This is a genomic window from Aeromonas sp. EERV15 (assembly GCF_900079845.1).
Taxonomy (GTDB): Bacteria; Pseudomonadota; Gammaproteobacteria; order Enterobacterales; family Aeromonadaceae; genus Aeromonas; species Aeromonas sobria.
Window position 1 is genome coordinate 70,004 of the sequence record NZ_FKKY02000001.1, and the last position, 25,809, is coordinate 95,812.

At 55.7% G+C, this 25,809-nt stretch carries 27 protein-coding genes; 1 reads left to right on the forward strand and 26 read right to left on the reverse strand.

The window, feature by feature from the left end:
- Positions 1 to 28 precede the first annotated feature (28 nt).
- A complete protein-coding gene (gene rimO / locus BN4575_RS00290) occupies positions 29 to 1,357 on the forward strand; it encodes a 30S ribosomal protein S12 methylthiotransferase RimO (RefSeq protein ID WP_068976680.1) in 1,329 nt (442 codons plus the stop codon).
- Positions 1,358 to 1,564: 207 nt separating this feature from the next.
- On the opposite strand, the gene BN4575_RS00295 is transcribed toward rimO, so the two are convergent.
- The 26 genes from BN4575_RS00295 to fliH form a co-directional block, all read right to left on the reverse strand.
- Positions 1,565 to 1,951: a DUF2802 domain-containing protein gene (locus BN4575_RS00295; RefSeq protein ID WP_141689686.1), complete on the reverse strand. Its 387-nt coding sequence runs from the start codon at positions 1,949 to 1,951 to the stop codon at positions 1,565 to 1,567.
- A gap of 19 nt (positions 1,952 to 1,970) precedes the next feature.
- Positions 1,971 to 2,459 carry a chemotaxis protein CheW gene (locus BN4575_RS00300; RefSeq protein ID WP_042020306.1) on the reverse strand — a complete coding sequence of 163 codons (489 nt, stop codon included), beginning with the start codon at positions 2,457 to 2,459 and terminating at the stop codon, positions 1,971 to 1,973.
- 69 nt (positions 2,460 to 2,528) lie between these two features.
- Positions 2,529 to 3,395 (reverse strand): chemotaxis protein CheW, encoded by an 867-nt coding sequence (locus BN4575_RS00305; protein WP_068976682.1) that lies wholly within the window; start codon positions 3,393 to 3,395, stop codon positions 2,529 to 2,531.
- A complete protein-coding gene (locus tag BN4575_RS00310) occupies positions 3,392 to 4,186 on the reverse strand; it encodes a ParA family protein (protein ID WP_042020303.1) in 795 nt (264 codons plus the stop codon). The genes BN4575_RS00305 and BN4575_RS00310 overlap by 4 nt, the downstream gene beginning before the upstream one ends.
- Positions 4,187 to 4,190: 4 nt before the next feature.
- Positions 4,191 to 5,108: a flagellar motor protein MotB gene (locus BN4575_RS00315; protein WP_068976683.1), complete on the reverse strand. Its 918-nt coding sequence runs from the start codon at positions 5,106 to 5,108 to the stop codon at positions 4,191 to 4,193.
- Positions 5,109 to 5,110: 2 nt separating this feature from the next.
- Positions 5,111 to 5,848, reverse strand: coding sequence for a flagellar motor protein (locus tag BN4575_RS00320; RefSeq protein WP_068976684.1), 738 nt, complete (start codon positions 5,846 to 5,848; stop codon positions 5,111 to 5,113).
- Positions 5,849 to 5,850: 2 nt separating this feature from the next.
- On the reverse strand, positions 5,851 to 6,966 hold the full coding sequence (locus tag BN4575_RS00325) for a protein-glutamate methylesterase/protein-glutamine glutaminase (protein ID WP_068976685.1): 1,116 nt from the start codon (positions 6,964 to 6,966) through the stop codon (positions 5,851 to 5,853).
- Between the two features lie 32 nt (positions 6,967 to 6,998).
- A complete protein-coding gene (locus tag BN4575_RS00330) occupies positions 6,999 to 9,176 on the reverse strand; it encodes a chemotaxis protein CheA (protein WP_068976686.1) in 2,178 nt (725 codons plus the stop codon).
- Between the two features lie 11 nt (positions 9,177 to 9,187).
- On the reverse strand, positions 9,188 to 9,928 hold the full coding sequence (locus BN4575_RS00335) for a protein phosphatase CheZ (RefSeq protein ID WP_068976687.1): 741 nt from the start codon (positions 9,926 to 9,928) through the stop codon (positions 9,188 to 9,190).
- A gap of 12 nt (positions 9,929 to 9,940) precedes the next feature.
- Positions 9,941 to 10,324: a chemotaxis response regulator CheY gene (cheY, locus tag BN4575_RS00340; RefSeq protein ID WP_010634617.1), complete on the reverse strand. Its 384-nt coding sequence runs from the start codon at positions 10,322 to 10,324 to the stop codon at positions 9,941 to 9,943.
- Between the two features lie 111 nt (positions 10,325 to 10,435).
- Complete coding sequence (locus tag BN4575_RS00345) at positions 10,436 to 11,155, reverse strand: RNA polymerase sigma factor FliA (protein ID WP_068976688.1); 720 nt, start codon at positions 11,153 to 11,155, stop codon at positions 10,436 to 10,438.
- Positions 11,148 to 12,032, reverse strand: a complete 885-nt coding sequence (locus tag BN4575_RS00350) for a MinD/ParA family protein (protein WP_068976689.1) — start codon at positions 12,030 to 12,032, stop codon at positions 11,148 to 11,150. Before BN4575_RS00350 ends, BN4575_RS00345 begins: the two co-directional genes overlap by 8 nt.
- A complete protein-coding gene (flhF, locus tag BN4575_RS00355; RefSeq protein ID WP_042020290.1) occupies positions 12,025 to 13,449 on the reverse strand; it encodes a flagellar biosynthesis protein FlhF in 1,425 nt (474 codons plus the stop codon). Before flhF ends, BN4575_RS00350 begins: the two co-directional genes overlap by 8 nt.
- A 16-nt stretch (positions 13,450 to 13,465) precedes the next feature.
- On the reverse strand, positions 13,466 to 15,568 hold the full coding sequence (gene flhA / locus BN4575_RS00360) for a flagellar biosynthesis protein FlhA (RefSeq protein ID WP_042020288.1): 2,103 nt from the start codon (positions 15,566 to 15,568) through the stop codon (positions 13,466 to 13,468).
- 107 nt (positions 15,569 to 15,675) lie between these two features.
- Entirely contained in the window at positions 15,676 to 16,806 is a 1,131-nt protein-coding gene (gene flhB / locus BN4575_RS00365; protein ID WP_068976894.1) for a flagellar biosynthesis protein FlhB, read from the reverse strand.
- Positions 16,799 to 17,596, reverse strand: a complete 798-nt coding sequence (gene fliR, locus BN4575_RS00370) for a flagellar biosynthetic protein FliR (RefSeq protein WP_068976690.1) — start codon at positions 17,594 to 17,596, stop codon at positions 16,799 to 16,801. Before fliR ends, flhB begins: the two co-directional genes overlap by 8 nt.
- Positions 17,593 to 17,862, reverse strand: a complete 270-nt coding sequence (fliQ, locus tag BN4575_RS00375; protein WP_068976691.1) for a flagellar biosynthesis protein FliQ — start codon at positions 17,860 to 17,862, stop codon at positions 17,593 to 17,595. The genes fliR and fliQ overlap by 4 nt, the downstream gene beginning before the upstream one ends.
- A 25-nt stretch (positions 17,863 to 17,887) precedes the next feature.
- Positions 17,888 to 18,661, reverse strand: a complete 774-nt coding sequence (gene fliP / locus BN4575_RS00380) for a flagellar type III secretion system pore protein FliP (protein WP_042020282.1) — start codon at positions 18,659 to 18,661, stop codon at positions 17,888 to 17,890.
- A complete protein-coding gene (gene fliO, locus BN4575_RS00385) occupies positions 18,648 to 19,028 on the reverse strand; it encodes a flagellar biosynthetic protein FliO (RefSeq protein WP_068976692.1) in 381 nt (126 codons plus the stop codon). The genes fliP and fliO overlap by 14 nt, the downstream gene beginning before the upstream one ends.
- Complete coding sequence (gene fliN / locus BN4575_RS00390) at positions 19,025 to 19,417, reverse strand: flagellar motor switch protein FliN (protein WP_042020278.1); 393 nt, start codon at positions 19,415 to 19,417, stop codon at positions 19,025 to 19,027. Before fliN ends, fliO begins: the two co-directional genes overlap by 4 nt.
- A gap of 49 nt (positions 19,418 to 19,466) precedes the next feature.
- Positions 19,467 to 20,537 (reverse strand): flagellar motor switch protein FliM, encoded by a 1,071-nt coding sequence (gene fliM / locus BN4575_RS00395; protein WP_042020276.1) that lies wholly within the window; start codon positions 20,535 to 20,537, stop codon positions 19,467 to 19,469.
- An 8-nt stretch (positions 20,538 to 20,545) separates the two neighbouring features.
- Complete coding sequence (gene fliL / locus BN4575_RS00400; RefSeq protein WP_068976693.1) at positions 20,546 to 21,061, reverse strand: flagellar basal body-associated protein FliL; 516 nt, start codon at positions 21,059 to 21,061, stop codon at positions 20,546 to 20,548.
- 57 nt (positions 21,062 to 21,118) lie between these two features.
- The gene (locus tag BN4575_RS00405; RefSeq protein ID WP_068976694.1) at positions 21,119 to 23,065 is read right to left on the reverse strand and encodes a flagellar hook-length control protein FliK; all 1,947 of its coding nucleotides are present in this window, start codon (positions 23,063 to 23,065) and stop codon (positions 21,119 to 21,121) included.
- Positions 23,066 to 23,132: 67 nt separating this feature from the next.
- A complete protein-coding gene (fliJ, locus tag BN4575_RS00410; protein WP_042020272.1) occupies positions 23,133 to 23,573 on the reverse strand; it encodes a flagellar export protein FliJ in 441 nt (146 codons plus the stop codon).
- 27 nt (positions 23,574 to 23,600) lie between these two features.
- The gene (gene fliI, locus BN4575_RS00415) at positions 23,601 to 24,932 is read right to left on the reverse strand and encodes a flagellar protein export ATPase FliI (RefSeq protein ID WP_068976695.1); all 1,332 of its coding nucleotides are present in this window, start codon (positions 24,930 to 24,932) and stop codon (positions 23,601 to 23,603) included.
- A 50-nt stretch (positions 24,933 to 24,982) separates the two neighbouring features.
- A complete protein-coding gene (gene fliH, locus BN4575_RS00420; RefSeq protein ID WP_068976696.1) occupies positions 24,983 to 25,801 on the reverse strand; it encodes a flagellar assembly protein FliH in 819 nt (272 codons plus the stop codon).
- Positions 25,802 to 25,809 lie beyond the last annotated feature (8 nt).

The following is a 25,809-nucleotide window of genomic DNA, read 5'->3' on the forward strand; positions in this document are numbered from 1 at the left end:
AGAAGAGCCACCTAAGAGTGATTGAGCGATGTCCAACACAAAACAGGCCCCCAAAGTAGGATTCGTCTCCTTGGGTTGCCCCAAAAATCTGGTCGATTCAGAACGCATCCTGACCCAGCTGCGTACCGAAGGGTACGATGTGGTGCCCAGCTATGACGATGCCGAGCTGGTCGTCGTCAACACCTGCGGCTTTATCGACAGCGCGGTGCAAGAGTCGCTGGAAGCGATCGGTGAAGCGTTGGCCGAAAACGGCAAGGTGATTGTTACCGGTTGCCTCGGCGCCAAAGAGAACCAGATCCGCGAGATCCACCCCAAGGTGCTCGAGATCACCGGCCCCCACGCCTACGAAGAGGTGCTGGGTCACGTCCACAAATATGTGGCCAAGCCGGAGCACAACCCCTTCACCAGCCTGGTGCCCGCTCACGGTGTAAAACTGACTCCGCGCCACTACGCCTATCTGAAAATTTCCGAAGGCTGCAACCACCGCTGCACCTTCTGCATCATCCCCTCCATGCGCGGGGATCTGGTGAGCCGTCCCATCGGCGAAGTGCTGGCCGAAGCCAAGCGCCTGAAAGAGGCGGGCGTGAAGGAAATCCTGGTGATCTCCCAGGACACCTCCGCCTACGGCGTCGATGTCAAACACCGCACCGGTTTCTACGACGGCATGCCGGTCAAGACCAGCATGGTCGCCCTGTGCGAAGAGCTGGCCAAGCTCGATATCTGGGTGCGTCTGCACTACGTCTACCCCTATCCACACGTGGATGACGTCATCCCGCTGATGCGCGATGGCAAGGTACTGCCTTACCTCGATATTCCGTTGCAGCACGCCAGCCCGCGCATCCTCAAACTGATGAAGCGCCCGGGTACTGTCGAACGCACCCTGGAGCGCATTCAAAAGTGGCGTGAAATCTGCCCCGAGATCACCCTGCGTTCTACCTTTATCGTTGGCTTCCCCGGCGAGACCGAGGAAGAGTTCCAGATGCTGCTAGACTTCATCGACAAGGCAGAGCTGGATCGCGTCGGCTGCTTCAAATACAGCCCGGTTGAAGGGGCGCTGGCCAATGAGCTGCCAGACCCGGTGCCAGTAGAGGTTCAGGAAGAGCGCTTCCAGCGCTTTATGGAACTGCAACAGCAGGTCTCCATCCGCAAGCTGGCCCGCCGAGTCGGTAAAGAGATGATGGTACTTATCGACGAAGTGGACGAAGAGGGCGCAACCGGCCGATCCTTTGCTGACGCGCCGGAGATAGACGGTCTGGTTTACCTCAACGGTGAAACCAGCCTAAAGCCTGGTGATATGGTCAAGGTGCGGATTGATGAATCTGACGAATACGATCTGTGGGCGAGCCTGATCAGCTAAGCCACTGAAAATATGAGAAAAGCGCCTGCGGGCGCTTTTTTATATTCTGATGTTGCACCATACAGCATGAGAAAAATTCGGCTAACCTGTTAGCCACATTAGCCATGCCACAACAGGGACTGCATCAATATCTCTGCAAGTTTCTATACATAAATATGACACAACCGGCCCAATAAAGTTCAGGAAGGCGATTGCCTTCCTGAATCCTCAAGAGCGACCTTTGCGCAACGATATCAAGAGCTCTGCTTCTGCCTTTGGCAACTCGCATTCACTCATGACCTCATCCAGATCAGCGCCCAATTCGACCATCTTGGCTGCGCGACTGTAAAGCCGTCGCTCGGGATCTTGCATTGTCAGCTCTTGCTGACGATCATTGACCTGCTGCATTGTCCCTTCTACTGACTGCAAGCGCTGCCCCATGCCTATCGCCCCGGTATGAAGTTCCATCATCTGCTTGCGCAAGCTCTCCAGTTGACCCTGCAGGGTCGTCACGCTCACCTCGGACTCCTGTGTGCTACGCTTGCTTTGGAACCAGATATAAAAAGCAAACAACAAGGCAATCAGGGACAACCCCAAGGCAACTATCTCGATTATCAAAACATCACCTTATTCATCAGAGGGAACCGATATCTTCCCACTCTTCATCAGAGAGCAGCTTGTTCAAGTCCACCAGGATCAGCAGTTGCCCATCACGGTTACTGACCCCCTGAATGAACTTGGCGCTCTCCTCGGTCCCGACAGCGGGTGCTGCATCAATTTCGGAGGAACGCAGATAAACCACTTCCGCCACACTGTCCACCATGATGCCGATGACCTGCTTTTCGGCCTCGATGATCACAATGCGAGAGTTTTCACTGACATCACCGGATGGTAAACCAAAACGGGAGCGCGTATCGATGACAGTCACCACATTGCCACGCAGGTTGATGATCCCTAGCACATACTCGGGCGCACCAGGAACAGGCGCGATTTCGGTGTAGCGCAACACTTCCTGAACCTGCATCACATTGATGCCATAGGTTTCGTTTTCCAGTTGAAAGGTTACCCATTGCAGCACTTCATCTTCGGCCAGATTCTGTGCGATATTGCGCTTTCCAGTCATATTTTTATTCCTTTTATGAAAATGTCTACTACTAAAACTAGCAATAAAACAGCTCGATTGCAGAAGTTATCAGCGACCTTCTATGTTAACCCCACGCTCTAATAACAAGAGCAGTTCACGAACATGCAGCAGGGCGCACATCTTTTCTTTGACCATGCCAGCCAACCAAGGGCGCTTACCCTCCTGATGTCGCCACTTCACCTGGTCTCGGTGTAATAATTCGGTTCCTTTAAGATGATGGCAGGCTAATCCCCAAGGGGATTCACCGAGCATAATCAGATATTTGTAACTATCCATCTCCAGATGCTGGCCGGGCATGACCCACTGGGCTGTATCTACCACATTCATCTTCTGCTCGCGGGAAGTCATGAGCCCCTTATACCAACCAGGCTGGCCAAAAAGGGAGGTGATCTCGCCCAACTGATGGATCCCGCCAAGTTCGGTCAGAGGAACAGCGAAAGTAACGCCAGCGACTTCAAAAAATAGCGCCTGAAACTCTTTGCCGGTATCGATATTCTCCCAGACAACCGGAGCGCTAGCTTCTATCGGAGCTACCTCCAGCGCGGTCTCGGTCAGGATAATGGTATGTGGTTCCACGACCGCAGGAGACATGATCTCTGCAGGCCATTCCTGTTCTACCGGTAATAATGACTCTTCAGCCACTATCTCCAGCGGAGCTGTAACTGTGACCTCATGCGTAAACAGATCATTTTCGAACTGAACTTGCCCAACCTGTGCAAGCAACTCCCCCAACTGGGCAAGACGCGGGTCATTCTCCAGATAGGGGGCCACCACCAGATCAGGTATGCTCTTGCGCTGCATCTGTAGTACTGGTGTCGGTGGCTCCTCCTCCACCTCATCCAGAGCCAGCGGCTCGTCGAGTAGCAAGGAGTGAAAATAGTCATCCATCGCCCGCACTTGAATGGTATCGCTCATGGCATTACCTCATGCATTCGCTGCCGCTCGAGGGAGTCGAGATAATTGAGCAGTGTCTCGTAGGCATAAGTCCCACGGCTCCCGGGGGAGTAAATGGACGGTGGAATATGTAGCAAGCTGGCATCGCGAAACTTGGTATCAATCGGGATCACTGCATTCCATACCGAGTCACCGTATTGATCCTTGATCGATTTCAAGGTCATCAGAGAGGCTCGAGTTCGTTTATCAAACATGGTCGGGATGACGGTATAACGAAACTTGTCCCGCTTGGAACGCTGCATAATCTCGAATGTTTTCATCATTCTTTCCAGCCCTTTCAGAGCCAGAAATTCGGTCTGGACAGGCACTAGGATGCGATCACAAGCGGCCAACGCATTGACCATCATCACCCCCAGTACCGGCGGGCAATCGATTAACACATAGTCGTACTGATCTTGAATCCGTAGCAGCGCTCGCTTGATAACCAGTCCCATCCCCTCCCGATTACCCATCACTCTATCCAGCGTGGCAAGGGTTATTGAGGCCGGTAATAGATGAATATTCTCGAACTGGGTTCTCAGTGTGAGTTTATTGACCAGCTCGGCTGTCGGTTTAACCGCTTGAAACAACTCATAGAGGGTGCCGTCCAGCCGATCCGAATCAAAGTCAAGATAAGCGGTCAGGGATGCATGAGGATCAGTGTCTATCAACAGCACCCGTTGGCCACGTTGGGCCAGGATCCCGGCAATCGAGACCACTGTGGTGGTTTTACCCACTCCCCCCTTTTGGTTGGCAACCGTCCAAACAATCACGTTATCAATCCTGCCTTGTTGTTATGCGTATGCCACCACCGGGCAAGGAGATCACCTTGATCTTTCCCACATCCACTGCATTGTTCACTGCGGGTGCCGGTTCAGCAGCCACCGGGCTGACAACGGCAGGAGCAGGGGGCACCCAGGCAAACTTCGAAATAGCGACCACCACTTTGCGATTCTGTAACCGCCCCTGCTCGCTACCATTGTCTGCGAAGGGGGAAAACTCACCATATGCTTCGAAAGCCAGCCGCTGGGGGGCAATGCCATTTGTGACCAAGCCACTGAGCACAGCCTCTGCTCTCGCGGCAGAAAGCACCCAATTCGAACGATAAATTTCATTATTAATCTGTTGGTTATCTGTATAGCCCCTGACTCTTACATAGTTATCGACCGGTTTTAGAATCCTTGAAAGAGTATTAATGATGGGCGCTGCATTTGGTCCCATGAAGGCGCTACCGCTGCTAAACAGCAATCCTGAGCTCAGTTCTATGGTCAACCAGTTTTCATCTTGCGTCAGTTTGACTATCCCTGCGTCCACCAACGATCCCATGCTCTGTTGCAACTGTACATCGAGTGTGGCCAGTGTGGTGCCATCTTGCTGAATAGGGATACCAGAAATAGGGGCAAGTGAAGGAGCTTGCGCTGTAGGCCCGTCCAATAGTGAAGGTTCAGCAGAAAGCGCATTGTTTAGCAGTGTATTGCCTTGGCCGTCCAACACACCGTCGTTATGGGAGGGAATTACATTAAATGCCTGGCTCATGCCATCAATGACTGCACGATATTTGTCCTTGTTTACTAGCGCAACGGAATAGAGCACCACAAAAAGAGCAAAGATCAGCGTCATATAATCGGCATAGGAGACCAACCAGCGATCAAGATGATCACCTCCCTGCAAGTGCAACCGATAGCGCTTGCGCATGGCTACTCTCCCTTCAGATAGGCCCTGAGCCGACGTTCAACCTGCATACCATTCTCCCCATGAGCGATGGCCAACAGCCCTTCGAGAGTCATCTCCTGAAACAGTCCGTAGTGGTAGTGAAAGGCACGTAACCGGTTGGCTATGGGCAGATAGATCAGGTTGGCAAAACCCACACCATAAATGGTTGCTACAAATGCCACTGCGATACCAGCCCCTAATACGGAAGGATCTTCCAGATGAAACATGGCCTGGATCAAGCCCAGCACGGCACCGATGATCCCTATGGTCGGACTGTATCCACCCATGGACTCGAATACCCTGGCAGCATGCTCATTGCGCTCCTGTTCAATATCGATATCTGCTTCGAGCAACATACGAATATCGTCGGAAGATACACCGTCAACAATCATACCAAGCCCCTGACGGGTAAAGTTGTCCTCTTCCTGCTCGGCTTGGTTCTCAAGCGCCAGCAACCCCTGCTGGCGAGCGAATACAGCCCAGGATTGCAGCCGCTCGGCTTGCGCAGAAAGATCTTGTCGCGGGGGGGTAACAATCCATAACAGTTGCCGCAGAGCAAGCAGGATATATTTGGCGGGAGTCTGCAATATCACGGCACCAAAGGTGCCACCCAGCACAATCAGGAAGGCAGGACCATCCACCAGAGTCAACAGTGAGCCGCCATGCCACAGTTGGGCAATAGCCATAGCCCCCAACGCTAGGAGCAGACCAAGCAACCCCATGATTAGCGCCCCAACTCAACCAGAATACGCTGGGCTACTTTGTCCAGAGGAAGTGATTCGCTGGCAATACCCGCTTTGGCAACAGCCTGCGGCATGCCATACACCACGCAGGAAGCCTCATCTTGTGCCCAGATGGTAGAACCCTGCTCTTTCAGCAGTCGAGCACCATCACGACCATCAGCCCCCATTCCCGTCAGCACTATGGCTAGCACCTTATCGCCATAGGTTTTGGCGGCAGAAGCAAAGGTGATATCCACGCAAGGCTTGTAGTTTACCTTATCATTGCCATCAATGATCCGGATGCGGGCACCGGCGCCACGCCCCTCCAGCAACATCTGCTTGCCACCGGGAGCCAGGTAGGCATGACCTGGTTTGAGCACATCGCCATCCTCGGCTTCCTTGACGCCAATCTGGCACAGACCATTAAGCCGAGCAGCAAACGCGGCAGTAAAGGTCGCGGGCATATGCTGAATAAGCAGGATCGGATGAGGGAAATCCCCAGGCAACTTGGTCAGCACATTTTGCAGTGCAACAGGCCCACCGGTAGAAGTACCAATCGCCACCAGCTGGTATGTCTTGCCACTGCGCTTGAATGACGCTGTGGTAGCAGGGCGCAACGAATCAGGTTGACGCTCCGTAGCCCTGGGCGCGGCACTACCCAATGGAGTGCGAGCAACAGGCTCAGGAGCTTTGGGACGAGCAGACGGAGTCATCAAGAAGCGCTTGCGGGAGATCTCCTTCACCCGCTGCTGTAACAATTTGACCGCCTCGTCCTTGTCTCTGGCGATGTCCTCAAACTTTTTGGGCAAAAAGTCGAGAGCTCCGGCATCCAGCGCATCAAGGGTCGATTTAGCCCCCTCATGGGTCAGGGAGGAGAACATCAGAATGGGTGTCGGACACTTTGCCATGATCTCCCGCACCGCACTGATGCCATCCATCACGGGCATCTCGATGTCCATGGTGATCACATCAGGGCGCAGCAAGATCGCCTTGTCCACCGCTTCCCGTCCATTCTGGGCCGTGTCGATCACCGTCAGCATAGGATCCTGATTGATGATTTCACTTACCCGACGGCGAAAGAAGCTCGAGTCGTCGACAACTAATACCTTGACTGCCATTGTTATTTTTCTAACTCCTTGGGCCTGAGCTATTAATGTCTACGCGCATATGCTTTGAGCAGACTCGGCACATCCAAAATCAGGGCAATCCCGCCATCACTGGTAATGGTTGCACCCGCCATACCTGGCGTGCCTTGCAACAGGTTATCCAGCGGCTTGATCACTACCTCTTCCTGGCCAATCAGGCTATCGACTACAAAGCCAATTTGCTGAGTGCCGATCTGCACGATCACCACATGGCCCGTATCCTGACGAGATCGCTTGTTGGAGCCGCGGATCAACCATTTATGCAAATAAAAGAGCGGTATCGCCTTGTCACGCACAATGATAGTGAGTTGACCATCAACCATGTTGGCCTTTTTCAGGTCCAGGTGAAAAATCTCGTTCACGCAACCAAGGGGCAACGCAAAGGTCTGCTCCCCGACTTCAACCATCAGGGTCGGCAGGATTGCCAGAGTCAGAGGTACCTTGATCTCCAGACGGGTGCCTTTACCCCAAGTTGAATCGATATGTACCGAACCGTTGAGGCTGACAATGCTGGTTTTTACCACGTCCATCCCGACACCACGGCCGGAGATGTCCGAGATTTCTGATTTTGTCGAAAAACCCGGAGCAAAAATCAGGTTATAAGCATCATTGTCACTCATCCGAGCAGCACTATCTGCATCCAGTACACCACGATTGATGGCAATGGACTTGAGCTTCTCAGGATCCATTCCCGCCCCATCATCTTCGATGCAGAGCAGAATATGATCACCTTGCTGGGAGGCACTCAGGGTAATCGTCCCCTGCCGAGGCTTACCTGCCTTTTCGCGCACATCCGGCATTTCGACCCCGTGGTCGCAAGAGTTGCGCACCAGGTGAACAAGCGGATCTGCCAGTGCTTCCACCAGGTTCTTATCCAGATCGGTCTCTTCACCGACCATGACCAACTCAATATCCTTTTTGAGAGTACGCGCCAGATCGCGCACAACGCGCGGGAAGCGACCAAATACCTTCTTGATTGGCTGCATGCGGGTTTTCATCACCGCACCTTGCAGGTCAGCAGTCACCACATCCAGATTGGCGACCGCCTTTGACATATCTTCATCGTTACTCGCAATCCCCAAGCTCACCAAGCGGTTACGCACCAGTACCAACTCACCCACCATGTTCATGATGACATCTAAGGTTTTGGTATCTACACGTACAGTGGTATCGCTTTGTACTGCATTTTCGGCGGGTGCGGCCTTGGCGACCGGGGCTGGCGCTTTTACGGGTGCCTCTGCGGGTTTGGCAGGGGAAACTGGCGCCGGTTTGCTGACCGGCACTGCAGGTGGGGTAGGCGCTACCTGCTTAGGTGGTGCCGGTGGCGTAACCGCAACAGGAGGCTGTGCAGCAGCCATTGTGGTTTGAGGTGCCTGACCACGCCCATGCAACTCATCAAGCAGACGTTCGAACTCATCATCATCGATCAGTGCATCAACTTCTTTTTGCACAGATGCCAATGGATTAACCTCTGGTGCCCCAATATGTGCGCCTTGACCATGGAGCTGATCCAAGAGGGCTTCAAACTCATCATCAGTAATATCACCTGTACCACCGGTAACAGGAACCGATACCGCAGCAACCGGAGTTGGCGCGCCTCCGGCACCATGCAACTCATCCAGCAGACGTTCAAATTCATCCGCTGAAATTTCATCGATAGAGCCACCGCCATTAACAGGCAAGGGATCAGCGATCACCTCTAGCTCGGCAGCCGCTTCGACGATCTCCGCTGATCCAGTGCTCTCGGCTGGCGAACTATTATTCGCCGAAGCAGTTAGCAACTGCTCCTCACCCTCCGGCTTGCAGAGTTCATGTAAGTCATGCAGGACTTCAGCAGAAGCGGGACTTGGCGGTTCGCGGTTTTGAACTTGTGCGAACATGACGTTAATGGCATCCAGCGCTTGCAGGATTACATCCATCAACTCAGCGGTGACTGAACGTTTACCATTGCGCAAGATATCAAACACGTTCTCCGCGCCGTGGCATACGTCAACCAGTTCACCCAACGACAGAAACCCTGCACCACCTTTTACAGTATGGAAACCACGAAAGATGGCATTTAACAGGTTCTTGTCATCAGGCCGCTTTTCCAAGTCGACCAGTTGTTCAGACAACTGTTCCAATATTTCGGATGCTTCGACCAGAAAGTCTTGCAGTATGTCTTCATCAACTTCGAAGGCCATGCGTCACTCCATTAGAATCCCAGACTAGACAGCAGATCGTCCACATCATCCTGACCATTAACCACATCGGCACGCGCCTCAGGGTTCATGATGGGGCCTTCTGCTTCAATCCCGTTAACAGGAAGGCTGCGAGTTGAATGCTCTGCAGAGGCTTCACCACACATGGTCAACATTTCAATTAATTTTGTTTCAACTTCCTGAACCAGTTTGATGACCTTGCGGATCATCTGACCGGTCAAATCCTGAAAATCTTGCGCCATCAGGATCTCTGTCAGCAGTTGTCGTAATTTATCGGCATCTGTAGCTGAGGCCTTAATAAAATCATCGAGTTGGTGACATAACGATTTGAACTGTCCCAGGCTCATGTCACGGGACATCAACGCATTCCAGTTCGGCAGCACCAGCTGAATATTGTCATTCAGGCGATCCGCTATCGGCAGACTGGCTTCCACTGCATCCATAGTGCGGTTAGCAGCCTTGTCCGTCATCTCTATAACGTAACTGAGACGTTCCCGCGCATCGGGAATATCATGTGTCGCCAAATCGGGAATGCGAGAGTCAAGACAAAATTCTTGCAGTGAATTATGTAGTTGTCGGGTCAGCTGACCTACTTTGTCAAACAGATCGGCTGCGTTGGGAGCACATACATCGGCAAGAAGTTCATCCGCAAGCTCAAATTTATCCTGTTCTAAATGAGCAACAAGCATCCTTGCCTGGTCGAGCGAAATCATTGCTCTCGTTTTGGCCATCATCCCTGCAGCTCCTTAGCCGATACGTTCAAAAATTTTATCCAGCTTTTCTTTGAGCGTTGCAGCGGTGAAAGGCTTGACGATGTAACCGTTGACGCCAGCCTGTGCGGCTTCGATGATCTGCTCGCGCTTGGCTTCCGCCGTGACCATCAGTACCGGCAAATGCTTGAGCTTGTCATCGACGCGAATGGCCTTAAGCAAGTCAATTCCTTGCATGCCGGGCATGTTCCAGTCAGTGACCACAAACTGAAAATCACCGTTTTTCAGCATCGGCAATGCTGTATTGCCATCGTCCGCTTCATGGGTATTGTTGAACCCCAAGTCCCGCAGCAAGTTCTTGATAATCCGCCGCATCGTTGAAAAATCGTCAACAATGAGGATTTTCATGTTCTTGTCCAAAATTCCCTCCTAAATAGCCACCAGAATGGCTAACTTACATGATGCTAAAAACAGGTTGTGTCGTGCGGATTATGCCCTAGAGTTTCATCTCAGTGTAGCCAGTACAAACACTTATAGATGCCAATCTCTCAAACGAGCACGTAATCTGTGCATTGCTTGGCTGTGGATCTGGCTGACTCGCGACTCACTCACATTCAAAACATCGCCAATCTCGCGTAAATTGAGCTCTTCATCGTAGTAAAGAGAGAGAACCAACGCTTCTCTCTCTGGTAAGCGACCAATTTGCTCAGATAATGCAATTTGAAATCGCTCCGCTGCCAATTCATCAAATCCGGTGCCTGCAGGCCCATCATCAGGGTGCCCGATCACATCCTCACTGATCCCCAGATCTTCGATACCGATAATCTTGCCACATGAGACATCCTGCAGCATGGCGTGATAGTCATTGAGGGAGACACCCATCTGGACCGCCACTTCGGTATCCCGAGCATCCCGTCCATGAGCCTGTTCGACATTCTCGATAGCCTCGGCAATAGCGCGACTGTTGCGATGCACTGAACGCGGCACCCAGTCGCCACGACGAATTTCATCGAGCATGGAGCCACGGATGCGGATCCCGGCGTAGGTTTCGAAGCTGGCGCCCTTGCTACCGTCAAAATTGCGAGAAGCTTCGAGCAACCCAATCATACCTGCCTGGATCAGGTCATCCAGCAAGACACTGCTGGGCAGGCGAGCCAACAAATGCTGGGCAATTCGCTTGACCAGAGGAGCATGGCGCTCCACCAGCACATAGGAATCCTGATGACGCAAGTACGCTTGGGCTTTATTCACGGGAACCTTCCTGTGTCATGGCCGGTTTTTGCAACAAGTTTTCCAGGAAAAACTCCAGGTGACCACCTGGCTGGTTTGGCACCGGCCAGCTCGCCGCCTTGTTGGCCAGCGCCCTAAATGCCAGCGCAGCTGGCGACTTGGGAAACGCTTCAACAATCAGCTTCTGTTTACGCACTGCCGCACGTAAATTCGTGTCGTAAGGCACGCAGGCAACCAGCTCCAGTGAGGTGTCGAGGAAGCGGTCTGTCACCCTGGTCAACTTGGCAAAGAGCTCCTGCCCTTCACGCAGGCTGCGCACCATGTTGGCCACAACTTTAAAGCGAAACACGCCGTGATCCTTGGAGAGGATCTTGATCAGGGCATAGGCATCGGTAATGGAGGTCGGCTCATCGCACACAACTACCATAATGTCCTGAGCTGCACGGGTGAAACTCAGCACCATGTCGGAGATCCCCGCCGCCGTATCCACCATCAGGATATCGACCTGGGTCTTCATCTCGCTGAACGCCCGGATAAGCTCGGCATGCTGCACTGACGAGAGCTCCACCATCGATTGGGTGCCCGAAGTCGCGGGTACAATCATCATGCCATAAGGGCCTTCGACAATGATGTCATCGATGGTGCATTCGCCAGCCAGTACATGAGAGAGGTTACGATGAACCCGTAGCCCCAGCATGACGTCGACGTTGGCCAACCCCAGGTCAGCATCCAGCACTAGCACCCGTTTACCTTGGGCCGCCATCGCTCCCGCCACGTTCAGGGTCACGTTGGTCTTGCCCACGCCACCCTTGCCACCGGACACGGCGATTACTTTTACTCGATTGTTTTGACGCATTTTGCGCAGACCACTCGCCTGATCCATATGTATGTTACTCATAAAACTCCGAATCTTCGGCCTCGCCAAAGCCTGCGCCCCAGAAATAGGGCTCTTCTGTTTCTCGCTCCAGCGAGCCCATGGCCGCTCCGACGAGCTGCGCCGCATTGGCAACCTGAATATCTTCCGGAACCCGTTGCCCGTCAGTGATATAGCTGATTGGCAAAGCATTCTGGATACACACGTTTATGACTTCGCCCAGGTTCAGACTCTCGTCCAATTTGGTAAGTATGCAGCCGCTCAATGGGATCCGCCGGAAATGGTCCACCGCTTCCTGCATCACCCGACGCTGGGATGTCGCAGACATCACCAGATAACTGCGGATCCGTACCTTGGCATTCTTGACCAGGGTATCGAGCTGCTCGGTCAAGCGGATATCCCGCTGGCCAACCCCGGCCGTATCGATGAGCACCAGACGCCGATGACGGAACTGATAGAGTGCGGTAGCCAGCTCTTCGGCATCACGCACCTGCCGTACCGGGCAACCCATGATCCGACCATAGGTCTGCAGCTGTTCATGGGCACCGATCCGGTAATTATCGGTGGTGATCAGCGCCACCTGCTCCGCGCCATACTTCATGGCAAAGCGTGCCGCCAGCTTGGCGATGGTGGTGGTCTTGCCTACCCCGGTCGGGCCTAGCAGCGCCACCGCTCCCCCCTGACGTAAAATCTCGTCTTCACTGATCTTGAGCTGACCCGTCAATACCTCTGCCAGCTGTGCCATGGCCTGGTGGATGGACATATCCTCGGGGATAAGCCCCGCCAGTTGATCGGCAAACGCATCATCAAAGCCCATCTTCTTGAGCTCTTTGATCAGCAATGCCCGCATTGGCTCACGGCGCTCCACCTCTTGCCACATCAGCCCGGAAATCTGGTGTTCCAGCAACTTTCGGATGCTGGCCATCTCCTTGCGCATCCCTTCCATCTCTTGTTCGCGAGGTGCTGGCTGCGCGGGCCGGCCCAGCGTTGCAGCCCGGGCTTTTGGCTTGGCGGGCTCAGGGGCTGCGCCCCACTGCCCCTGTTCGGCCAATGTTCTGGGCGCTGTATTGGCTGCAGCAAGGCCAGCTGACTGAGTGCTGCTCATGGCGGCAGCGTTACCCGGCTTGAGCTTTTGCTGGCGAGCCAGCAATGCGGCCAGGGTATCGGCATAATGTTCGTTCTGCTCCTTCGCCTGAGTCGGTTCAGGGCGGGTCATCTGCCGTCCGGCAGACGAAATATTGACGCTCTCGTCATTCAGTTGACGGCGAACCGGCGCATCTTTAGGCCCCGGAACCTGGGATTGATAATCGACTGCGGCGACTATCTCGACCCCACCGGTGACCTTCTTGTTGGACATGATCACCGCATCGGGCCCGAGAGTCTCCTTGACCTCGGCCAGAGCCGTTCGCATGTCCTTGGCAAAAAACCGCTTAATCTTCACCCGTCATCTCCGCTAACTAGTTCTGCCCTACTGCGCTGACGATGCGAATCTGCTTGTCGTCGGGCACTTCCTGATAAGACAGAACGCGCAATCCAGGAATGGCATTCTTGACAAATTTCGCCAAGGTATTACGCAAGATCCCCGATGTCAGAAGCACGGCTGGCTGGCCTTCCAGTTCTTGTCGTTGAGTGGCTTCCACCAGTGATCGCTGCATCCGCTCGGCCAGGCCAGGTTCAATACCAGCACCATCACCGCCACCTGCCTGCAGGGATTGATGCAATATACGTTCCAATTCCGGCGCCAAGGTAATCACCGGCAACTCGGGATCAGGGCCAGCAATCTCCTGCACAATCAGGCGGCGCAGGGCAATCCGGCAAGCCGCTGTGAGCACTTCCGGATCCGGGCTGCGCGGCGCGTATTCAACCAGGGTCTGCAGGATAGTGCGCATATCGCGGATTGGCACGCCTTCATTGAGCAAATTCTGCAATACCTTCACAAGGTTACCCATACTGATCACTTCCGGCACCAGCCCTTCCACCAGCTTGCTCTGGTGTTTGCCAATCATGTCGAGCAGCTGTTGTACCTCATCATGGCCCAGCAACAAGGCCGCATGGTTGGTGAGGATCTGGCTCATATGGGTTGCCACTACAGTGGCAGTATCCACGACTGTATAACCCAGTGTCTGTGCCTGGGACACCTGATCTTTGGCAACCCAGACCGCTTCCAGTCCAAAGGCGGGATCCTTGGTGGCAATCCCCTGCAGCTGACCAAACACCTGGCCCGGATTGATAGCCATCTCTTTGTCATGGTAAACATTGGCCTCGCCGGTACTGACCCCCATCAAGGTGATGCGGTACTGGTTAGGCGCCAGATCCAGGTTGTCGCGAATATGCACGGCCGGCACCAGAAAGCCCAACTCTTGCGAGAGCTTCTTGCGCACCCCTTTGATCCGGTTGAGCAATTCCCCACCCTGGTTGCGATCCACCAGCGGGATCAGCTGATAACCCACTTCAAGGCCAATGATATCGACCGGCATCACATCGTCCCAGCTCAGCTCTTTCTGCTCATGGGGCTGCTCGTTGGTAGCAGGCATCAGCTCACCCCTGGCGACTTTGGCCGCGGCCAGCTTCTCGCGGCGCAACAACCACCAGGCGGCTGCTGCAGATACCGCCCCCAGCCCCAAAAACGCCAAGTGAGGCATACCCGGCACCAGACCCATCATCAGCAGTATGCCGGCAGAGATAATCAGCGCCTTGGGATTGTCAAACAACTGACCCAGCACCGCTGTACCCATATCCTGATCGGTATTTTGCCGGGTCACTATGATGGCGGCGGCGATAGAGAGCAACAGCGAGGGGATCTGCGCCACCAGGCCATCACCGATGGCCAGCAAGGTGTATATCTCTGCCGATTCCGCGAAGGTCAGCTGGTGCTGCATCATCCCGATGATGAAGCCACCGATGATGTTGATAAAGAGGATCATGATGCCCGCAATGACATCCCCTTTGACAAACTTGGAGGCACCATCCATCGAGCCGTAGAAGTCGGCCTCCTGCGTGACCTCTTGCCGACGCTTCCTGGCTTCTTCCTGATTGATGAGACCGGCGTTCAAGTCGGCATCGATTGCCATCTGCTTGCCCGGCATCGCATCCAGGGTGAAACGGGCGCTCACCTCTGCGATCCGCCCCGCACCCTTGGTAATGACCACAAAGTTGATGATGATCAGGATGGTAAAGACGATGATACCGACCGCATAGTTGCCACCGATCACCACCTTACCGAACGCCTCGATCACATGGCCCGCCGCCGCGGTGCCATTATGACCTTCCAGCAACACCACCCGGGTTGATGCAACGTTAAGCGCCAACCGCAGCAGGGTGGCGAGCAGTAACACGGTGGGAAAAGCAGCAAATTCGAGGGGGCGGCGGGTGTAAACGGCGACCAGCAACACCACAATGGAGAGCGCAATGTTGAACGAGAAGAGCACATCCAGCATCAAAGGTGGAATGGGCAACACCACCATCCCCAAGGCGGCCAGAACCAGTAACGGAGTACCGAACCCGGTGGTCAGTAACCCTCTGTACTCTTTCAATCGGCCCAAAGATGCCTTGAATTCCATCGTCTTTCTCAATTTCAACGTGCTGGTGTCAGATTAATGCAAGCATCAAGCCAAAACACCAAGCTATTGAAGTTAAATGATTTTATTATTATTGCGTCAGAACTTTGTCATTTTCGATATTCAGTCGGGATGGGGAGGTCTTTGGCCAGCGTCTGAGGACGGCGTCCCTGACCACGACGGAATTTTTTCAGTTGGAAGACATAAGCAAGCACTTGGGCAACCGCCGCAAACAGCCCTTCCGGGATCTCATGGCCAATCTCGGTGGAATGATAGATAGCCCGGGTCAACTCAGGTGAGGGCATAATCGGGATCTCGTATTCCCTGGCTATCTCCCTGATCTTCATTGCGATTTCATCAGTGCCTTTGGCCACAACCTTGGGTGCGGCTCCGGGTTTGCCTGCATCATACTTGAGCGCCACCGAGTAGTGGGTCGGGTTGGTGATCACCACATCGGCCTTGGGTACATCCCCCATCATCCGGCGCATCGCCATCTGCATCTGCAACTGCCTTATCCGCCCCTTCACCTCGGGCTTGCCTTCGCTGTCCTTGAACTCGTCCTTCACCTCCTGCTTGGTCATCTTGAGCTGACGCATATGGTTCCACTGCTGGAACGGCACATCGATGGCAACAATCGGCAGCAGGGCACAGCAGAGGATGATCAACATCCAGAGAAACAGCTCAAGGGCATCTATGATGCCGCCGGGAAATCCCTCCATGGAGAGGTTAAGCAGGTGATTGAACTGGCTGGAGAGCATCCACCAGGCAAACAGGGTAATAAACACCACCTTAGCGATGGACTTGACCAGCTCAATCAGCGACTGCACCCCGAACATCCGTTTCAGGCCACTGAGCGGGCTCAGTTTGCTCCATTTTGGCAGCATAGCTTCCGTCGAAAAATTCATCCCGCCCATCAGGGTATTACCGATAAAGGCGGCAACGGCCACCAGTGCGAACAACAGCCCCAGCGGAAGGATCAATTCCGCCAGAAGCGCGGGCACCATGGCGATCATAGCGTTGGGATCAAACGCCTGCTCTCGATCCAGGGTAAAGCCCATGGTCACGACTTTGATCATTGCGGTCGCCAGCGAGCCCTTGAGCATCAGCAGGCCGAATACTGCTGACAGCAGGACACTGGCGGTGCCCAGCTCCTTTGAACGTGCAATCTGCCCTTTATCACGGGCCTGTTGCAGTCGTTTGCCCGTGGGTTGTTCGGTACGTTCCTGATCGGTATCAGCCATGGGCACCGCCAAAGCATTGGGTGCCGATCAGCTCGCAGCTGACCTCTTGTACCCGCTCCCACATCATGTCGAAATGGCCGAGGAAACCACCAATGGTGAGCCAGAGGATCAATAGACCCGACATCATGCTGACCGCAAAACCGATACTGAAGATGTTGAGTTGTGGCGCGGCCCGGGTCATGACGCCAAAAGCAAAGTTGATCAGCAGCAGCGCAACAATGGCGGAGAGCGACATCACCAGCGATGCCTGATACATCACCCCGAGAAAACCGATCAGGGTGCGGATCGCTGGCAGAGAAAGCCCGCTATCTGATACTGGTAATGTCTCAAAACTGAGGATCACCAGCCGCAGCATGATCAGATGACCATCCAGCGCCAAAAACACCAGGGTTGCCAACATCAGATAGAACTGACCCACCACGGGGGCCGACTGGCCATTCATCGGATCCACCAGCGTGGCGAATCCCAGACTGGTCTGCATGGCAATGACCTGACCGGCCATCACGAAGCTCTCCATCAGAAACTGGGTCATCAGGCCGAGGGCAATACCGATCAGCAACTGCTGGCCTAATACCAGAAAGCTGCCGGCAGAGAAGAGTTCGATGGGGGGCATTTTCGGCAACAGGGGGGCAATCAGGAAAGTGATGGCAAGAGCCAGCCCCATCCGTACTCGCGCAGGGGCGAGGCGACTACCGAATACCGCCATCACCATCAGCAAACTACTTACTCGTGCCAGCGGCCAGAGAATGGAAGACAACCACTCCATGATCAGAGCGGTTGTATAGGTCATCCCACCACCTCGGGGATTTGATTGACCATCAACACGAAGAACTCCATCAGGCTCTGTAAGCCCCAGTGAGCACCCGCTCCCAGCGCAAACAGGGTCACGATAAGACGTGGCAGAAAACTCAGGGTCTGTTCGTTGATGGAGGTGGCCGCCTGAAAGATGGCGACCACCAGCCCGATGGCAAGACTGGGCAGGATCACGGCACATACCATGATGGTCACCAGCCAGAGCGCCTCGCGAAAAACGTCGACAAAGGTTTCAGGACTCATGTTCGGGCTCCTTGCTCCACACCGGCTAACCGGCACCCAGTCCGAAACTGTTGGCCAGTGACCCCAGAATGAGGTTCCAGCCATCCACCATCACAAACAGCATCAGTTTGAAGGGCAGCGAGACGATCATCGGCGAGAGCATCATCATCCCCATCGCCATCAGGATACTGGCCACCACCAGATCGATGACCAGAAATGGCAAAAACAGCATAAAGCCAATCTGGAAGGCGGTTTTCAGCTCGCTGGTCACAAACGCCGGGATCAGCACCCGCAGTGGCACCTCGGCAGGCTTCTCCACCTGCACGTTGGCGATCTCCATAAAGGTATTGAGATCCTTGATCCGGGTCTGGGCCAGCATGAACTGATGGATGGGCAATGTGGCACGCTCCAGCGCCTCCTTGGCTTGAATGGTCTCGGCCAGATAGGGTTGCAGCGCCTCATCATTAATCCGGTCCAGCACCGGCGACATGATGAAGAACGACATAAACAGCGCAATGCCGATCAGTACCTGGTTGGAGGGGCTCTGTTGCAAACCGATCGCCTGACGCAAGATACCCAGCACCACTATGATGCGGGTAAACGAGGTCATCATGATCACCATGGCCGGCAAGAAAGAGAGCGCAGTCATCAGCGCCAGCACTTGCAGGGTCAGGCTGTACTCCTGGGAGCCATCCCCCATGGTCTTGACGGTCACCGCCGACATGGCGTCTTGCGCCAGCGCGGGCCAAGAGCAAAACAGTGGTATCAGCAGGCTGACCAGCAGCCCCATTTTCAGCAATAAGCCGTTAGCTTTTTTCATGCTTGCCCATCAATTTGCCAAGCTGCTGGGAAAACGCCTGTGGCTGGCTCTCGTCCAGTGGCTCCTCCAGCCTACAGAGGAAGTTGACCTGTTGTGGCGTCACTCCGACCAGCAGTTGCTGTTCACCCACCTTGACCACCAGCAGCTTCTCTTTGTAACCCACCGGCAACGAGGCGATGACTCTCATCTGCCCGCCACCCATGGCGGTCGCCAGCTTGCTCTTTTTGAGCAGAAAACCCAGCACCAGAATGAGGCCAATCACCATCAAGCTGGAGAGCAGCCAGGAGCTCAAACTGGGCGCGTTGGCTGATGCCGCTGTCTCGGCAAAGGCCGGTACCGGCAGCAGTAACAACAGTAGGCGCATCATTTGAGCTTCTTGATCCTTTCAATCTGGCTGATAACGTCGGTCAGACGGATACCGAACTTGTCATTCACCACCACCACCTCGCCGTGGGCGATCAGGGTGCCGTTGACCAGCACGTCCAGCGGCTCACCCGCGACGCGATCCAGCTCCACTACCGAGCCCTGGTTCAGCTGCAGCAGGTTGCGAATACTGATCTGGCTACGGCCCACCTCCATGGCGATGGTGACCGGGATATCGAGAATCGTGTCGAGCTTGCGCCGCTCCTCAGCACTGATGGGAGCATCATCTTTCAGCTCTTCCAGCGGGGCCGGTTTGGCTTCTGCAATGACCTGCTCCTCCAGTGCCGCAGCCCAGGCATCAGCCATCAAATCCTCTTCCTCAGTTCCACTCATCTTGTTTCCTTATGCTACTTCGTGACCGTTTATCGCAATAAACCGTCGATTATCGCTGTTGATCTTCGATACTGCGCTCGAGCTCTTCCAGCTCGGCCTCGCCATCAATACGTACTCCGCCCCGGGTCACCAGATGCATCTCGGTCTTTACCCCTTCCGGGCGCTTGAGTTTATCGGTGATCTTGAGTGCCACATTGTCCTTGGTACGCCCCATCTTGGCGTGGAAGGTCGGCAAGTCTTCCACATAGACCAGCAGATTTTCCGGCATATCGACCGGGATGATATCGCCAGGTCGCAGCTCCATCAGTTCGCGCAGGGTCAGCTCGGTTTCCAGCAACTTGGCCCGCATCTCGACCTTGACGTCCATGATCTCGTCGCGCAGTGCCTTGCTCCAGCGCACGTCAGTGTCACCCTTGTCACTCTGTACACCGGCATCAAGCAGTTCACGGATCGGTTCCAGCATGGAGTAAGGCATCGCCACGTGGAAGTCGCCGCCACCACCATCGAGTTCAATGTGGAACGAACTGACCACTATCACCTCGGTTGGGCTGACGATGTTGGCCATCGCCGGATTCACTTCAGAATCGAGGTACTCAAAGCCCACATCCATCACCGGTGCCCAGGCATCCTTGTAATCTTCGAACACCAGTTTGAGCAGCATCTGGATAATGCGCCGCTCGGTCGGGGTAAATTCGCGCCCTTCGATCTTGGCGTGGTAACGACCATCGCCACCGAAGAAGTTCTCCACCAGGATAAAGACCAGGCGGGCTTCCATGGTGATCAGGGCCGTGCCCTTGAGCGGACGAAAACGCACCATGTTGAGACTGGTCGGCACGAACAGGGTGTGGACGTACTCGCCAAACTTGAGCATCTGCACCCCGTTGATAGAGACCTCGGCGGTACGACGCATCATGTTGAACAGGCTGATCCGCATGTGGCGGGCGAAACGTTCGTTCACCAGCTCCAGCGTCGGCATGCGACCACGGACGATGCGGTCCTGGGAGGAGAAGTCAAACTGGGCAACGCCGGGATCCCCCGCCGAGCCTATTTCCTCCTCTTCGACATCATCGACACCGTGCAAGAGGGCATCAATTTCGTCCTGACTTAACAGATCGCTCACGCTTCCACCTACTGCATCACAAAGCCGGTAAACAGCACTTGTTCGATAACGGGGGAAGAGACCAGGTCCTTGAGTACCCGACGGCACTCTTCCAGTGAATCCTTACGCAGCTTCTCCTTGCCTTCAAAGGTCATCAGCTGCTCGGCACTGGCCGCGCTGAATACCCGCAGCAAAGTACCTTCAATAAGGGGAATATTCTGCTTGGCCAGGGCCTCGTCGGCCGTGCCCCGCACCATCAGCTGGATCTTGATCTGCACCAGCCGATCCCGTTGGGCACCCGCAACGTTGAATACGAAGGGGCGTGGCATCCCCACATAGAGGGAGGGTTGAGGTGCTTCTACCTTGGGCTTGGCCCCTTCTTCTTCGGCCGCTTCTGCAGGTGGTTTCTCCGAGCCGGAGAGCATCAGGAAGGCACCCGCGCCACCACCGCCCAGCAAAATGACCGCCAGAGCAATGATAATGATCAGCTTCTTTTTTTTACCCGCAGCCGGGTCTTTTAGCGTCAATTCGGTATCGTCTGCCATCCCTTGTCCACCCTAGTCTCAAACTTGTTCGATATCATAAACTTACTCGGGATTGCATCAAGCATAGAAATCAATTGCACTGCTGTTTTCCGATCCCACCAGTACACTCAGGGTCGACGTTGTAATATTTCCCTCATCTTGCCTGTTACCTGAGCTCGACTGACCACTACCCTGCCCCTGCTGACCCTGTCCGGTAAAGGCTGGCTGGCCCTGCTGTTGCTGCTGTTGTGACTGTTGCTGAACCTGGGTCTGGCCAAGCTGGATCCCCTGTCCTGCCAGCATCTCCCGCAGCCGGGGCATCGACTGCTCCAGCATCTCGCGAGTCTGCCCATGTTGTACCACGAAATGAACGTTGGCTTGGCTGTCGGCACCGATCTGGATCTGGATTTTCATCTTGCCAAGGCCAAGGGGGTCGAGCTGGATCTCCGCCTGCTGCAGTTTTTCAGCCAGCATCACGTTGACCTTCTGGTGCAACTCGGCAGGTGCCTCCTGACCGGCCAACTTCAGATGAGGTAATTGTGCTGGCTCACGGCGCAATGTCCCCTCTGCAGCAGGGGCTCGGCTCTCTGCCACCTGAGCCTGGGGTTGGCTGTTCTGGCCATGCTGTACGGTCTGGCTCTGGCTGCTCTCGCTGCTCGATGCCGTGGTAAGGAGGCTCTTGTCCAGATCACCGGCCTTCGGTTTCACCTCCAGCTGCACCGCTTTGCGTACCTCGTCGGTGCCCGTCACTTCCATCTGCTTGATGCCGGCGGAAATGCTCGATAGCGGTGCTTGCGGCCCTTGGGATTCGGCCTGTGCCAACACCTGCTGCGGCGCCACCATCACCGGCGCGGCGGCGCTATCGGTCTGGGCCGAACCATTTGGCGTCACGTTGCTCTGGGCTGCGGCACTTGCTGCGACACTTTCTGCGGCACTTTGCGCCGTCTTCACTTGCGCCGCCCCTTGATTGGCTGATGCGGCAGTGGCTGGCTGCGGGCTCCCCTCGGCAGCACTCTTCTCTGCCCCTTTGCCAGCTGCACCACTGCCCTCTGCGGTAGCTGAAGCGGTAGCAGCACCCGCTTCAGGCTGCTTGAGCCCCTCGCTAAATGCCTTGAGGGCTACCCCCTGAGTCGCGGCTTGCGCCGCCTGCCCCTTGCCGGTCACGGCGTTGCTGGCTGCGGGGTCGGATTTGCTGTCGCCAGCTTCTTTCGCTGCGAGTGACTCACCGGGTTTGGTGGTGTTGGCAGACTCATCGACCGGCAACACCTTGGCCAGCTGGGCCATCCGCTCTGCCCCCGTGAGAGGCTTGGTGTGCTTGCCATCCGCCCCGAGGTTTTCTCCCTTGGCAGAGGCTTTCTCCCCGGACTGTCCATCCGGGGAGGTGGCGGCATCTTCCCCCTCAGAGGAGAGGGTGGCAGAAGAGGCATCGCCCTGCACCACCCCTCTCGCCGCAGAGGGCGATACCGTGGTTTCAGGAGTCGATTGGGCGGTCGTGGCCAGCAGCGATTGCGCCCCGGTCTGACCGGCAAGCTGGCGGGCGATCCTGGCAGCGGCAGGGGCCAGCTCGCTTTCATCAGGCGCAATGCCCTCCTGTTCACCCTGTTGCGGCAACGGATTGCCGTCTACCACAGTGGCGCTCTGTTGGGCCGCTACCGCCAACTGAGGAGTCACCAGCGAGGTATCGAGCTTGAGGGAGTCTTGCAGACGCAGTAGAAAGTCGGTGGCGGGAACCTCCTCCACCTTGTTGTCGGCGTCAGGATCCTGCTCCTTGCTGGTCTCTTCTTTGGGAGAGGCGCTCTCGGTCGCCAAAGATTTGGCTGATCGGACATTGTTACCGCCCTGAGTGGCCTCGGCGGCGCCCTGTTCGCTGTTCTGGGCCTTGGCAATCAGGGTAGCGAAATCACCCTTGCTGTCGCTGCTGGTTCCCCCATCGATGCTTTTGCTCTCGACGGAACCGCTCAGAGGCGCTTTGTCCAACCCGTTGGCCGGAGCCGAAGGCGTTTGTGTCAACAGTGTCTGCATCATGATGGGATCCCTGAATTCTGGTGGCCCCCAAAGAGATGGCCCCCGACAATGTCCAGTTCAAAGCAAGTTACAGGCCAGCTTGATGAAAGCGGCGCAGCATGGCGTATTCATCCAGCATTTTCTGCTCCTGACGCTGGGCTTTCTGCTGCTCGCGACCCGCCTGCTTCTTCAACAACAACTCGACAGCCTTACGCCGCTGTTGGGCAGCCAGCCACTCTTCACGGCGCAACTCCAGTGCCTGACGCACCTGCAGCACCCCTTCGTACTGCTGGGTAGCCGCTTGCTCCAGCTTGCTGATAAAAGCGTGATACTGAGTGTTTTGCTGGGCGGTGATCCCCTGCAGACCGCGATCGGTCCACTGCTGGTGATAGATCTGACGATATTGGTTAAGGGCGTTTTGCTGATCCATGAACAGCTTGAGATCCTGCTGCGCCTTCACCAGCGCCAGCGCACACTGCTGCTCCGCCTCCACCAGCCGATCAGCCAACAATAGCAACCCTTTACTCATGGCCGACCTCCTCCATCAACGCCGTTATCAACGCATCAGTGGCATGGCCACCATCTGCAACGCTTGCAGGCCATCATCGTAGTGAATGACCTCACGCATACCCTGCTGCAAGAACTGATCCAGATAGGGTTTTTGAATGATGGCGCGGTCGATGCGGGGATCGGATCCCTGACTGTAAGCGCCAATGGTGATGAGGTCCCGGTTCTGCTGATAAAGGGAGTAGAACTGCTTGAGGGTACGCGCCAAATCCATGTGTTCCGGCGAGGTGACCATGGGCATGACCCGACTAATGGATTTTTCGATATCGATAGCCGGATAGTGCCCCGCATCAGCCAATTCGCGCGACAACACTATGTGGCCATCAAGGATCGCCCGCGCCGCATCGGCGATGGGATCTTGCAAGTCATCCCCCTCGGTCAGTACGGTGAAGAAGGCGGTGATGGAGCCTTGGCCATCACTGCCGTTACCCGCCCGCTCCACCAGCGCCGGTAATTTGGCAAACACCGATGGCGGGTAGCCCTTGGTTGCTGGCGGCTCGCCCACCGCCAACGCGATTTCACGCTGAGCCTGGGCATAACGGGTCAGCGAATCCATCAACAGCAGGACGTTGAGCCCCTGATCGCGAAAATACTCAGCGATCGCGAGAGCTGTCTCACACCCCTTGAGCCGCATCAGCGGCGAGGCATCGGCCGGCGCCGCCACCACCACAGAGCGGGCACGCCCCTCCTCACCAAGAATGTCTTCGATAAACTCTTTTACTTCCCGGCCCCGTTCACCGATGAGGCCAACCACCACCACATCCGCCACCGAACCACGGGTCATCATGCCAAGCAGCACCGATTTACCGACACCGGAACCGGCAAACAGCCCCATCCGCTGGCCCTGCCCTACCGTCAGCACGGCGTTGATGGCGCGCACCCCCACGTCCATCGGTTGATGGATCGGGCGGCGGGAGAGCGGGTTGATGCGGTGCTGGGCAAACTGCACCGTTTGAGAGGAGATAATGGGGCCGAGACCATCCAGCGGCTGCCCGATACCGTCGATGACCCGGCCCAGCAAATTCATGCCAACCGGAATGCCGTGCTCCTCGGTCATCGGTACCACCCGGGCGCCAGGAATAACCCCCTTGAGCTGTTCACTCGGCATCAAAAACAGCCGGTCACCGGAGAAGCCCACCACTTCGGCCTCCAGCTCGCCATCTTGAGTATCGATGCGGCAAAGGGCACCGATCGCCGCACTACAGCCGATGGCTTCCAGCGTCAGCCCCACTACCCGGGTTAATTTACCGGCTACGGGTGGCTTGGGGGCAATACCGCGCACCCGATACCCTTGCAATCTGGTGAGTAACGAGCCGCTCATCTGGCCTCCTGAGAGATAAAAGATTCAGCCGGACAAGAGTCCGGCATCGGTTATGGGCGTGGATCCTGCGAGGCTAGATTTTGCGATGAATTGTCCCGCAAAAAGTTGCGTAGCAGCTGTTCGATGCGGCCCGAGAGGGTCAGGTCGATGCTGGAGAGTACAGTTGCCAGCTGCAGATCGCCGGGGGAGAGAGTGGGATCGCTCTGCAATCGCCACTGGCGCTTGGCACACTCTTCCGCCCCGAATGCCTGCTCAACCCGGGTGAGGTCATCGGGATGGAGCATCAGGGTCACTCCCTGTTCGGCGGCAGGGAGCAGCGCCAACCCCTGTTTCAGCGCTTCCAGCAAGATGCGGGGAGAGGTCTCTGCTTCATGGCGAATAAGTGTACGTGCCAGTTGCATCACCAGCGAGATGAGCTGCTGCTCCACCGCCTGATCCAGCTCACTCAGCGGAGTGGCAAGGCGGGAGACAAGCCCCTGCCAGTGGGCTATCTCCTGATCCACCAGGTCGCGCCCCATGGCAAGCCCCTCTTCTTTGCCCTGCTCCAGCCCAACCTGGTGCCCCTGTTGCAGGCCTTCCAGCTTGCCCTCCTCTTGCCCCTTGGCAAAGCCAGCGGCATGACCTTCGGCCATACCCTCTTCCCAGGCAGCCTGGCGGATCGCTTCCAACTCTTGGGCGGTAATACTCGGCAGCGGCTCCGGTTCTGGCTCCGGCTCAACGACCTCCTCCTCCTGCTGATACCAGTCAGGCGCAAAACCGAGGGCATTGGTTTCGACCGCCGCTTCGACCTCCATCTGTGGCCAGCCCCACGCCTCTACCGGAGCATCTTCCCCGTCAGGACGCACGTAGCCACGCAGCTTGTTATTCATTGGTTGAG

Excerpts from the sequence above, each read along its gene's own strand:
- BN4575_RS00305 (WP_068976682.1), bottom strand. The coding sequence starts at position 3,395 with ATGAGCGATACCATTCAAGTGCGGGCGATGGATGACTATTTTCACTCC.
- BN4575_RS00325 (WP_068976685.1), bottom strand. The coding sequence starts at position 6,966 with ATGGCAGTCAAGGTATTAGTTGTCGACGACTCGAGCTTCTTTCGCCGT.
- rimO (WP_068976680.1), top strand. The coding sequence starts at position 29 with ATGTCCAACACAAAACAGGCCCCCAAAGTAGGATTCGTCTCCTTGGGT.
- BN4575_RS00300 (WP_042020306.1), bottom strand. The coding sequence starts at position 2,459 with ATGACTGGAAAGCGCAATATCGCACAGAATCTGGCCGAAGATGAAGTG.
- BN4575_RS00315 (WP_068976683.1), bottom strand. The coding sequence starts at position 5,108 with ATGCGCAAGCGCTATCGGTTGCACTTGCAGGGAGGTGATCATCTTGAT.
- flhA (WP_042020288.1), bottom strand. The coding sequence starts at position 15,568 with ATGGAATTCAAGGCATCTTTGGGCCGATTGAAAGAGTACAGAGGGTTA.
- fliO (WP_068976692.1), bottom strand. The coding sequence starts at position 19,028 with ATGATGCGCCTACTGTTGTTACTGCTGCCGGTACCGGCCTTTGCCGAG.
- BN4575_RS00335 (WP_068976687.1), bottom strand. The coding sequence starts at position 9,928 with ATGATGGCCAAAACGAGAGCAATGATTTCGCTCGACCAGGCAAGGATG.
- BN4575_RS00405 (WP_068976694.1), bottom strand. The coding sequence starts at position 23,065 with ATGATGCAGACACTGTTGACACAAACGCCTTCGGCTCCGGCCAACGGG.
- BN4575_RS00330 (WP_068976686.1), bottom strand. The coding sequence starts at position 9,176 with ATGGCCTTCGAAGTTGATGAAGACATACTGCAAGACTTTCTGGTCGAA.
- fliQ (WP_068976691.1), bottom strand. The coding sequence starts at position 17,862 with ATGAGTCCTGAAACCTTTGTCGACGTTTTTCGCGAGGCGCTCTGGCTG.
- fliR (WP_068976690.1), bottom strand. The coding sequence starts at position 17,596 with ATGACCTATACAACCGCTCTGATCATGGAGTGGTTGTCTTCCATTCTC.
- fliJ (WP_042020272.1), bottom strand. The coding sequence starts at position 23,573 with ATGAGTAAAGGGTTGCTATTGTTGGCTGATCGGCTGGTGGAGGCGGAG.
- fliH (WP_068976696.1), bottom strand. The coding sequence starts at position 25,801 with ATGAATAACAAGCTGCGTGGCTACGTGCGTCCTGACGGGGAAGATGCT.
- flhB (WP_068976894.1), bottom strand. The coding sequence starts at position 16,806 with ATGGCTGATACCGATCAGGAACGTACCGAACAACCCACGGGCAAACGA.
- BN4575_RS00350 (WP_068976689.1), bottom strand. The coding sequence starts at position 12,032 with ATGAGTAACATACATATGGATCAGGCGAGTGGTCTGCGCAAAATGCGT.
- fliI (WP_068976695.1), bottom strand. The coding sequence starts at position 24,932 with ATGAGCGGCTCGTTACTCACCAGATTGCAAGGGTATCGGGTGCGCGGT.
- BN4575_RS00320 (WP_068976684.1), bottom strand. The coding sequence starts at position 5,848 with ATGGGGTTGCTTGGTCTGCTCCTAGCGTTGGGGGCTATGGCTATTGCC.
- fliP (WP_042020282.1), bottom strand. The coding sequence starts at position 18,661 with ATGAAAAAAGCTAACGGCTTATTGCTGAAAATGGGGCTGCTGGTCAGC.
- fliL (WP_068976693.1), bottom strand. The coding sequence starts at position 21,061 with ATGGCAGACGATACCGAATTGACGCTAAAAGACCCGGCTGCGGGTAAA.
- fliN (WP_042020278.1), bottom strand. The coding sequence starts at position 19,417 with ATGAGTGGAACTGAGGAAGAGGATTTGATGGCTGATGCCTGGGCTGCG.